Raw genomic sequence first — 9,288 nt, 5'->3', positions numbered from 1 at the left:
CTGCACGGCGAGGAGAACTTCAACCAGTACTTCGCCAACGCGTCCCGTGCCACGGACAAGCGGTACGGCATCGGCACCGGCGCCACCGAGCGCAAGTGGGAGCGTTTCGACAAGCGCTTCGACGTCGCACAGGAGCCCAACGAGGTGCACCGCCACGGCTACGTCGTCGAGCTCGACCCGTACGACCCGCACTCCACGCCCCGCAAGCGCACCGCGCTGGGCCGCTTCAAGCACGAGGGCGCGACCGTGCGGCTCACGGAGGACGGCCGGCCGGTCGTCTACTCGGGTGACGACGAGCGCTTCGACTACTTCTACAAGTTCGTCGGCAGCAAGCGGATGAAGAAGGGGTCGAGCCGGGCCGTGCGGGAGCACAATCTCTCGCTGCTCGACGAGGGCACGCTGTACGTCGCCAAGCTGACCGGTGACTCCCCGGCCATCGAGATCGACGGCACCGGCAAGCTGCCGGGCGACGGCGAGTTCGACGGCTCCGGCGAGTGGATTCCGCTGGCCACCGCCACCGCGGACGGTGCCGTCTCGCACGTCGAGGGCATGACCGCCGAGGAGGTGTTCGTCTTCACTCGGCTCGCCGGTGACAAGGTCGGCGCGACCAAGATGGACCGGCCCGAGGACGTCGAGCCCAACCCGCACACCGGCAAGGTGTATGTCGCCCTCACCAACAACACCAACCGCGGTGTCGGTACGAACGCCAAGGCCGACGAGGCCAACCCGCGCAACGCCAACAAGCACGGGCAGGTGCTGGAGCTCACCGAGCGCTGGAACCGGGCCGACAGCACCAGGTTCGCCTGGAGCCTCTTCCTCGTCGCCGGTGACCCGAACGACCCGGCCACGTACTTCGCCGGGTTCCCGAAGGACCAGGTCAGCCCGATCTCCTGCCCGGACAACGTGGCCTTCGACCGGTACGGGAACCTGTGGATCTCCACCGACGGCAACCAGCTCGGGTCGCATGACGGGCTGTTCGGTGTGGCTACGCGCGGTGATCGGCGGGGTGAGCTGAAGCAGTTCCTGACTGTGCCGGTCGGGGCGGAGACCTGTGGGCCGCTGGTTCAGGAACGGCGTGTGCTGGTTGCTGTGCAGCATCCGGGGGAGAAGGACGGGGCGTCCGTGGAGAAGCCGGCGAGTGCGTGGCCTGACGGGGCCGGCAAGTTCGTTCGGCCGGCGGTTGTGGCCGTGTGGCGCAAGGACGGGTGCGACATCGGCGTCTGACCTGGTGGCCGGGGGTGGAGTGCGCAGCCCGGCGCTGGCGGGTGCCGCTGCGCCCACCCGTGCCGCCCTGGGGGTCCCCCAGGCCCTTAAGGCACTGGGGGAGGCACGACTGCCCGCAGCTACGGCGGATTGAAACGGCCGCTGCCGGGTGGGTTGGCGCCTCAGCGGCACGACTGCCCGCAGCTGAGGCTGTCAGCGTGGGGACGCGATGGCTCTTGCTGCTGCTACCTCCTGGCGTAGGGGTTCCAGGACGCTGCCTGAGGGGCCTGTGAGGTCGGTGCGGACCGGGAGGAGGACCTCGGCCTCGCGGACGCCCTGGGACAGCTCGCGCAGTTGCAGGGCGACCTGGCAGATCTCCGCCTGGGACGGCGGCGCGGCTCCGTGGCCGACGCGGACCCGCGCCGCCGTTGTCGCGTCCACGATGCGCTCCACGGCGACGACCAGCGGCCACCAGGCGGCGGCCCGGCGGCCGATGGGCGGCGGTTCGGTCAGCGCGCGCTGGAATTCCGTACGGATGCCGGACAGGTCGCGGTAGAGGCGGCGGCGCATCCGGGCGCGGGCCGCGGGGTCCGCGGTGTCTCCGAAGGCGGCCTCCACGTAGCGGGCGGTGTCGGCCACGGCGTCGGCCAGGCGGTCGCCGACGCGGGTGCGCCAGCTCTCCGGCCAGAGCAGATAGCCCACGACCAGTGCGATGGTGCAGCCCATGAGGGAGTCCACCAGGCGGGGCAGGAGCAGATCCGTGCCCTCGCGGTTGAGGACGTCGGACAGGAGCAGGATCACCGGGGTGATGGCGGCCGTCTGGTAGCCGTAACCGCGCGGGGTGAGCGCCGGGATCAGCGGGGCGAGGAGGAGCAGCACCGGTACGTCCCACCAGCCCCGGGGCACCTCCGCCAGGACCGCCGCCGCGACGACCAGTCCGGCGACGGTGCCGAGCGCGCGCAGCAGGGCCCGCGAGAACACCGAGCCGAAGTCTGGCTTGAGGACGAAGGTGATGGTCAGGGCGACCCAGTAGGAGCGCGGGACCGGGACGATCGAGACGAGGGTCTGGGCGAGGCCGATGCACAGGGCGAGGCGCAGGCCGTAGCGCCAGGAGCCCGCGGACAGCAGGACGGTGCGGGCGGCCCCGGCGGTGCGGATGCGTGCGGCTGCCGGGCGGCCCAGGCGGTCGTCGATGCCGTGGGGGTCGACGTCCGGGGCCGTGACGACGTCGGCGGCGTGCCGCACGGCGTGGTCGACGGCGCGGCCGGTCTCGGTGGTCGGCACGGGCAGGCGGAGTTCCACGGGTGTGGTCGAGCCCGATTCCATGGCGTCGGCGAGACGGCGTACCGCGTCCGGTACTTCCGGTGGCAGCGGGCGGCCGCTCAGGTGGGCGGCGGGGGCGGCCTCGATGACCGGGGTGACGGCGTTCAACCGGGCGACCAGCCGGGTCAGTTCGGGGCTGCGGCCGTGGTGGCGGGCGCGGTGGCCGAGGACGAGGTCGTACGACTCGTTGAGCGCCCGGGTGGCGTCGTGCCGTGCGTCGTCGTACGTCACCTCCGAGTCGCCGCCGCAGACCGCGAGCAGGTCGGCGACGGCCCGGTAGGTGTCCGCGACGGCGGTGCGTTCTGGCACCCCGGAGCGCAGGGGCCAGGACAACAGGGCGAGGAAGAGGACGAGCAGCCCGCCGCCGGCGATCAGCAGCGCCGGCAGCCACCACTCGCCCGGCATCGGCAGCCCGGCCCCGATCACAGCGTTGAGCAGCAGGAGCAGCCCGGACACGGAGGCGACCGCGCCGATCGTCGAGATCATGCCGGACACGAGAGCGACGCCGGTGACGGCGGCGACGGCGACCCAGCCGTGGCCGTACACGAGGGAGCCCAGGGTCACGCCGACGGCGCCGAAGAGCTGCGGTACGGCGATGTTGAGGATCCGCATGCGGTAGGCGTCCGCGGTGTCGCCGATGACGCCGGACAGGGCGCCGATGGAGGCGAGGGCGCCGTAGGCGGGCCGGCCGGCCGCGAGCCCGATGGCCAGGGGCAGGGCCATTGCGACAGCGGCGCGGACCACGGCCGGCCGGTTGACGGGCGCCTGCTGCGGTTGGAGGTTCCGTACCAGCCAGTCGGGGGGTGTGAGGCCGATGGGGAACTCGCGGGGCATGGCCCATTATGGCCACGCCGGTCAGGTGTGCCCGAGCCGACGACGGTCGACGCGGGCCAGGAGCCCGGACAGCGCCGTGTTGAACTCCTCGGGGCGTTCCAGGTTGGGCATGTGGGCCGCCGAGTCGATCACGTGGAGGGTCGCGTCGGGGAGGGCCGCGTGCATGGCCCGGGCGTCGGAGACCGGGGTGTACGCGTCGTCCGCGCCGACGACGACCAGGGCCGGGACGGTGACGCGGGTCAGCAGGTCGCGGTAGTCGGGGCGCTCGGCGCGCCCGCGCAGGGCCGCGGCGGCACCCTCGGGCGGGGTGCCGGTCATCATGCGGTGGACGTGGGCCTTGACCTCGGCGGACGCGTACGGGGCGACCATCTTCTCCAGGACCTCGTCGGCGTAGCCGTGCATGCCCTCGAGCAGGAGGCGGTCCGCCATGGCGTTGCGGGTGCGCCTGCCCTCGGGGGTCTCCGCCGCGGGGAAGGTGTCCGCCAGCACCAGGCCACGGATGCGGTCCGGGCCCCACTGGCGGTAGCACTCCATCGCGATCTGGCCGCCCATCGACAGGCCGGCCAGCACGCAGGACTCCACCTTCAGCTCGTCCAGCAGCGCCCCGATGTCCTGCGCGAACTCCGACAGGAGCGTGCTGCCGGGGATCACCGGCGATGCGCCGTAGCCGCGCAGGTCGGGGGCGACGACCCGGCGGGCGGGGGCGAACGCCTCGATCTGCGGGTCCCACATCGTGCGGTCGAAGGGATGGCCGTGGACGAGGACAAGCGGAACCAGGGAGGAATTGGTGCCTTTGTCCTCGTATGCGAGGAAGGGTGCCATGTGCTCGACCCTAGGCCGCCCCAACTCCTCGGTGCAATAAGATCTTTGCTCTCGGTGCAATCCGGCAGGGGGACTTGTGGACGCATATGTGCAGTTCGCCGACCGCATCGCCGACGACATCGCCGCCGGCCGGCTCCGGCCTGGGCAACGGCTGCCCCCGCAGCGGGTGTTCGCACGACGGCGCGGAATCGCCCCGTCGACCGCGGGGCGGGTGTACGGCGAACTGGTGCGCCGGGGCCTGGTCGTGGGCGAGGTCGGGCGCGGCACCTTCGTCCGCGCCGCCCCGCCCGCACCGGGCGGACGGGCCCTCACCGAGCCCGCGACCACGGCCCCCGTCAACCTGGAGCTCAACTACCCGTCCGCGCCCGGCCAGTCCGAACTCCTCGCCCCCGCCCTCACCCCCCTCCTCCGCCCCGACGTCCTGACGGAGGCCCTCCGCCCGGCCGCCGCCACCGGCAACGCCGCCGCCCGCGAAGCGGCCGCCGCTCTCCTCGGCTGCCCCGACCCCGCCCGGCTGCTCTTCACCGGCAACGCCCGCCAGGCGATCGCCGCCGCCCTCGCCTCCCTGGTCCGGCCCGGCGGCCGCGTCGGCGTCGAGGCGCTGACCTACCCGCTGGTGAAGGAGATCGCCGCCCGGCTCGGCCTCACCCTGGTCCCGCTCGCCACGGACGAGGACGGGCTGCGCCCGGACGCCCTGTCCGCCGCCCACCGCAGCGCACCCCTGTCCGCCCTCTACGTCCAGCCGACGCTGCACAACCCGACCTCGGTCACCATGAGTGACCAGAGGAAACGCCGACTCGCCCGCACCGCCACCGACCTGGAGATACCGATCGTCGAGGACCGCATCTGGTCCTTCCTGCGCTCCGAGCCACCCCTGGCCGTCCACGCGCCCCGCCTCACCCACGTCGTCGACGGCCTCTCCAAGCGGGTCGCCCCGGGGCTCACCGTCGGCTTCCTCGTCGTGCCGCCGCACCGGGTGGACGCGGTGGCGGGCGCCATCCGCTCCGGCGGGTGGAGTGCGGGGCGGTTCGCGCTGGAGGCGGCCGTGCGGTGGATCGGGGACGGGACCGTCGAGCGGCTGGTCGCGGCGAAACGGGCGGACGCCGAACGGCGGCAGCACCTCGTACGCCGGCACCTGCGGGACTTCGCCGTACGCACCGACCCGCACGCCTACTACGCCTGGTGGGAGCTGCCCCCGCCGTGGCGGGCGGACACCTTCACCGCGGCTGCCGCGGCGCACGGCATCGCCGTCACCCCGGGCCCCGCCTTCGCCGTCGACCCCGGCCGCACGCCGGACGCCGTCAGACTCGGGCTCGCGTCGGCTGCTGAGCCGCAGCTGGAGCGGGCGCTGCGGACGCTCGCCGGCGTCGCCGCACAGGGCCGTACCGGCCGGTGAGCCAGGCGCCGAGGGCCACCGTCAGGCCCAGCGCGAGCAGCAGCCAGGACACCGTGCGCAGGGTCCCGGTGAGGGCGTCGTAGACCGCGCCCGCGGCCGGCCGGGAGACCTCGGCGGGCAGACCGGCCAGCGTGATGTGCCGGCCGATCGCGACGGCCACGCCGAGCAGCGCGCCGCCGAGGGCCGTGCCGAGGCCGGTCGCGGTGACCGCGCGGCGGCGGCAGGTCGCGAGGGCGATACCGGCGACGGCGAACACGACCGCGCCGACCGGCAGCCAGAGGGCGGCGACTTCCAGCACGTGGTAACCCTTCCGGAGCCCGTCCAGCTCCTTTGCCGGGAGGATGGCGACCTGCGTGTGCCGGACCGGGATGTGGCGGGCCAGCAGCACGTTGTCGGCGGCGAGTTCGTGTTTGATCCGGGTCGTGACGGGCGCCAGGTCGACCGTGACCGCGCCGCTGCGGCCGCCGTCCTCGCGCAGGGCGCGGAGCACGGCGGCGTGGGTGGCCCGCATCGCCGCGTCCCAGCCGGCCCGGAAGGCCTCGGTCTGGGTGAACGAGCGCACCGCGTCCTGCACGAACGGCCCCATGGCGCCCGCCTGCGCGCCCACTCCGACCTCGTGCAGCACCTCGTCCCCGACGGTGTCCGCGACCGCTTCCCGGACCGCCGGATCGGTGGCCAGCGGCGCCATCGTGCGGGCGTAGCGGCCGGTGTCGGCCAGCCCGTACGCCGCCCAGGCCGCCAGCGCCGCGCACGGAACCACCAGGCAGCACAACGCGATCAGCGCCGCCGACAGGGCGCTGCGGAGGCGGGGGAAACGTGCGGACCGGGACGACACCCTTTCAGACAACGGCCTGGGCGCGGGCGGGGCGAGCGGGGCGACTGCAATCGGGTGCATCATCGGCCCCCTGGCGGAGCTGGGGATTCCGCTCTCCGGTGGAGGGCTCACCCGAACGGGTGTTTCCTGGTGGTGGGAACACTTCCGGAACCTCGCCGGGCGACTGGGTCTGGCTCCGCGTCGTCCGGTGAGTGGAGGGATGAGGGAGAAGCGTGGACCCCGGCGATCGTGCCGGGGTCCACGCGTCACGTCCGGGGTGCCGTACAGGAGACGTCCGGGGCCCGTCAGGAGACCCGCTGGCCCTCGGCGTCCTCACGCGTGTAATAGCGGTAGAACAGGATGGCGAACACGACCGCCGCGACCGTCAGCGCCATCACCGTCGAGCGCAGCACGGTCGCGCCGGTCTGGCTGTACAGGAAGCCGAACGCGACACCGGCGAAGGACGTCCACGCCAGCGCGTGCACCTCCCGCTTCATACGCGGCGCCAGTTGGCGCAGGGCGATGTACACCACGGCGAACGCGAGCGCGGCGACGAAACCGAGCAGCAGGTTCCAGCCGGTGATGGGTCCGCCGTCGCGCCGGTTGGCCGCGACCCAGTAGCCGTAGACGAGCCCGAGCCCGACGGGCACGGCCCATTTGGCGATCCTGTGGGTGCGCGCGCTGAAGATGTCGGGTGTACCGGCGGCTCCGGTCGTGCCGCCGGACGCGGGTGCCGCATGAGCCATGAGAGCACTCCTCTCTCCTCGCCCCGCCTTCCAGAGCACACCTCGGGCCGACCCCTGGCAAGTCGGCCGGCCGGCCCCACCGGGAAGGGATGCGCGGGGCGCGGGGCCGTGTTTCGCTGGGGCCCATGGACCCCGTGAGCGTTGCCGGCGGCGGGGGCGAACGGCTGCTCGACCGATATCCCCGCGCCCGGCGCCGGGACCTGCTGCACCGGCACCAGATGCTACGAGTGCGGGGACGCAGCGTCGCCTGGGTGCCGCCGCTGCTGCTGCTCGTCGGGATCGCGGTGGTCGACGCCTACATCGGCGAGGAGTTCCGGATCATCTCCTGGAGCGTGCTGGTGCCCGGGATCGCCGCCGCGATCTGTGGGGTGTGGGGCACGGCGATGTACGGGGCGCTGGCGCTTGCGACGTACCTCGTCCTGGACAGCTTCTGGCCGGACGAGTTCCGGGCCGGGCTGCCCGACTTCATCCTGGTCGCGATCGGCGGTGTGCTGGCCGTGCTGGCGTGTGCGGTGCGGGTGCGCGGGGAGGCACACATGGTGCGGATGCGGGACATCGCCGAGACGACCCGGCGGACCGTGCTGCGTCCGCTGCCGACGCCGTGGGCCGGGCTCGACCATGCGGCGGTGTATCTCGCCGCGGACGTCGACGCGCGGGTCGGGGGCGACTTCTACGACATCCAGCCCGGGCTCCACGGCACGCGGGTCCTGGTCGGGGATGTGCAGGGCAAGGGGCTCGGGGCGGTGGAGACGGCGGCGGCGCTGCTCGGCACGTTCCGGGAGGCCGGGTATCACGAACGGGAGCTGCGGACGGTCGCCGAGCGGCTGGAGGTGCGGATGCGACGGCATAGGGAGCACATTTCCGCGCTCGGGCGCACGGACGGGGACCGGTTCGCCACGGCGGTGCTGCTGGGGTTCCCGGCGGATGCGGGGGATGCGGTGGATGTCATGAACTTCGGGCATGAGCCGCCGTTGGTTGCCGGCCCCCGTGGGGTGCGGGTGCTGCCGGTGGGGGACGGACTGCCGCTGGGGCTCGGTGAGCTCGTGCCCTCGGGAGCGTTGGGGGCGTCGGGGGCGTCGGGAGGGTCCGGTGCGTCGGGAGGGTCCGGTGCGTCGGGAGGGTCCGGTGCGTCGGGTGGGGAGTCGCTGCCCTCCGTGCGGCGGTTTCCGCTGGCGGACGGGGAGACGTTGCTGGTGACGACGGACGGGGTGACGGAGGCTCGGAACGCGGACGGGGAGTTCTATCCGCTGGCCGAGGAGGTGACGCGGATGCTCGCGGCGGACGCGCGGGGGGTTCGGCCGCGGAGGTTGGTGGTGTTCGTGCGGGACGGGGTGCTACGGCACAGCGGTGGGCATCTGGCGGACGACACGACGGTGTTTGCGGTGCGGCGGCTGTAGGGGAATGCGCTTGTTCGCCGTTCCGGCGCCGCACTACCTTGCCGATGTGGATCTCTTCTCACGCTCGTGGACAGCGTTGCGTACGGCGGTCGCCGGGCTCGCGGACGAGGACTTCGCACGGCCGTCCGGCTGTACCGGCTGGCTCGTACGGGACCTGGTGTGCCACCTGATCATCGACGCGCAGGACGTCCTGATCACCCTCGTGACCCCCGCCGAAACGGAACCGACCCGCGACGCGGTGACCTACTGGGAGGTTGCCGAATCGCCGCCGACCGGTGACGATCCGCTCGATGCGCTGATCGTCCGGCTGGCCGCTGCGTACGAGGAGCCGTGGCTGCTGAAGTTCCACCTCGACGACGTCGGCTCCGCCGCCGGGCGCGCCGCCGAGCTCGCCGACCCGGGGCTGCGGGTCAGCACCCGCGACGTGGTCCTCACCGCGGGCGACTACCTCTCCGCGTACGTCCTGGAGTGGACGCTGCACCACCTCGACCTGGTCGCGCACCTTCCGCATGTGGCGGGCCCGCCCGTGGAGGGGCTGGCTCGGTCGCGCGAGATGCTGGAGAAGATCGCCGGGGGCGCGTTTCCCGTGTCGTTCTCCGATGAGGATGCGTTGCTGGTCGGTACGGGGCGGCGTGCGCCGAGTGAGGCGGAGAAGGGGGAGCTGGGGGAGCTGGCGGTGAAACTGCCGCTCGTGCTCGGCTGACCGTTTGGCTGAACGGGACGTTCGGCGGGTGGGTCGCGCAGCCCGGCGCT

The 9,288-nt window shown here is 73.2% G+C and carries 8 protein-coding genes; 4 read left to right on the top strand and 4 right to left on the bottom strand.

What is annotated here, in order from left to right; genetic code table 11:
• A partial coding sequence (locus ACTWQJ_RS08165; protein ID WP_443305950.1) for a PhoX family protein occupies positions 1–1,224 on the top strand: 1,224 nt, incomplete at its 5' end.
• Between the two features lie 192 nt (positions 1,225–1,416).
• Here the strand turns inward: ACTWQJ_RS08165 and ACTWQJ_RS08160 are convergent.
• On the bottom strand, positions 1,417–3,360 hold the full coding sequence (locus ACTWQJ_RS08160) for an FUSC family protein (protein ID WP_443305949.1): 1,944 nt from the start codon (positions 3,358–3,360) through the stop codon (positions 1,417–1,419).
• Between the two features lie 21 nt (positions 3,361–3,381).
• A complete protein-coding gene (locus tag ACTWQJ_RS08155) occupies positions 3,382–4,182 on the bottom strand; it encodes an alpha/beta fold hydrolase (protein ID WP_443305948.1) in 801 nt (266 codons plus the stop codon).
• Between the two features lie 76 nt (positions 4,183–4,258).
• Here ACTWQJ_RS08155 and ACTWQJ_RS08150 point away from each other — a divergent pair, with 76 nt between their 5' ends.
• Positions 4,259–5,578: an aminotransferase-like domain-containing protein gene (locus ACTWQJ_RS08150; protein WP_443305947.1), complete on the top strand. Its 1,320-nt coding sequence runs from the start codon at positions 4,259–4,261 to the stop codon at positions 5,576–5,578.
• Here the strand turns inward: ACTWQJ_RS08150 and ACTWQJ_RS08145 are convergent.
• Both ACTWQJ_RS08145 and ACTWQJ_RS08140 read right to left on the bottom strand, forming a co-directional pair.
• On the bottom strand, positions 5,484–6,413 hold the full coding sequence (locus tag ACTWQJ_RS08145) for a hypothetical protein (protein WP_443305946.1): 930 nt from the start codon (positions 6,411–6,413) through the stop codon (positions 5,484–5,486). The two genes, ACTWQJ_RS08150 and ACTWQJ_RS08145, sit on opposite strands and share 95 nt — an antisense overlap.
• A gap of 284 nt (positions 6,414–6,697) precedes the next feature.
• Positions 6,698–7,138: a hypothetical protein gene (locus tag ACTWQJ_RS08140; RefSeq protein WP_443305945.1), complete on the bottom strand. Its 441-nt coding sequence runs from the start codon at positions 7,136–7,138 to the stop codon at positions 6,698–6,700.
• A 125-nt stretch (positions 7,139–7,263) separates the two neighbouring features.
• Between ACTWQJ_RS08140 and ACTWQJ_RS08135 the strand changes: the two genes are divergently transcribed.
• Together ACTWQJ_RS08135 and ACTWQJ_RS08130 are read left to right on the top strand one after the other, a co-directional pair.
• Positions 7,264–8,535 carry a PP2C family protein-serine/threonine phosphatase gene (locus tag ACTWQJ_RS08135; RefSeq protein ID WP_443305944.1) on the top strand — a complete coding sequence of 424 codons (1,272 nt, stop codon included), beginning with the start codon at positions 7,264–7,266 and terminating at the stop codon, positions 8,533–8,535.
• A 46-nt stretch (positions 8,536–8,581) separates the two neighbouring features.
• Positions 8,582–9,238 carry a maleylpyruvate isomerase N-terminal domain-containing protein gene (locus ACTWQJ_RS08130; protein WP_443305943.1) on the top strand — a complete coding sequence of 219 codons (657 nt, stop codon included), beginning with the start codon at positions 8,582–8,584 and terminating at the stop codon, positions 9,236–9,238.
• The last annotated feature ends 50 nt before the right edge of the window (positions 9,239–9,288 follow it).

Source organism: Streptomyces sp. KR55, from assembly GCF_052245645.1.
GTDB classification, from domain to species: Bacteria; Actinomycetota; Actinomycetes; order Streptomycetales; family Streptomycetaceae; genus Streptomyces; species Streptomyces flavusporus.
Note: the sequence above shows the minus strand (reverse complement) of the source record. Positions and strands in the feature narration are given on the sequence as shown.

What these genes read in the sequence shown, in the direction of transcription:
- ACTWQJ_RS08140 (WP_443305945.1), bottom strand. Translation starts at nt 7,138, where the DNA reads ATGGCTCATGCGGCACCCGCGTCCGGCGGCACGACCGGAGCCGCCGGT.
- ACTWQJ_RS08160 (WP_443305949.1), bottom strand. Translation starts at nt 3,360, where the DNA reads ATGCCCCGCGAGTTCCCCATCGGCCTCACACCCCCCGACTGGCTGGTA.
- ACTWQJ_RS08135 (WP_443305944.1), top strand. Translation starts at nt 7,264, where the DNA reads ATGGACCCCGTGAGCGTTGCCGGCGGCGGGGGCGAACGGCTGCTCGAC.
- ACTWQJ_RS08155 (WP_443305948.1), bottom strand. Translation starts at nt 4,182, where the DNA reads ATGGCACCCTTCCTCGCATACGAGGACAAAGGCACCAATTCCTCCCTG.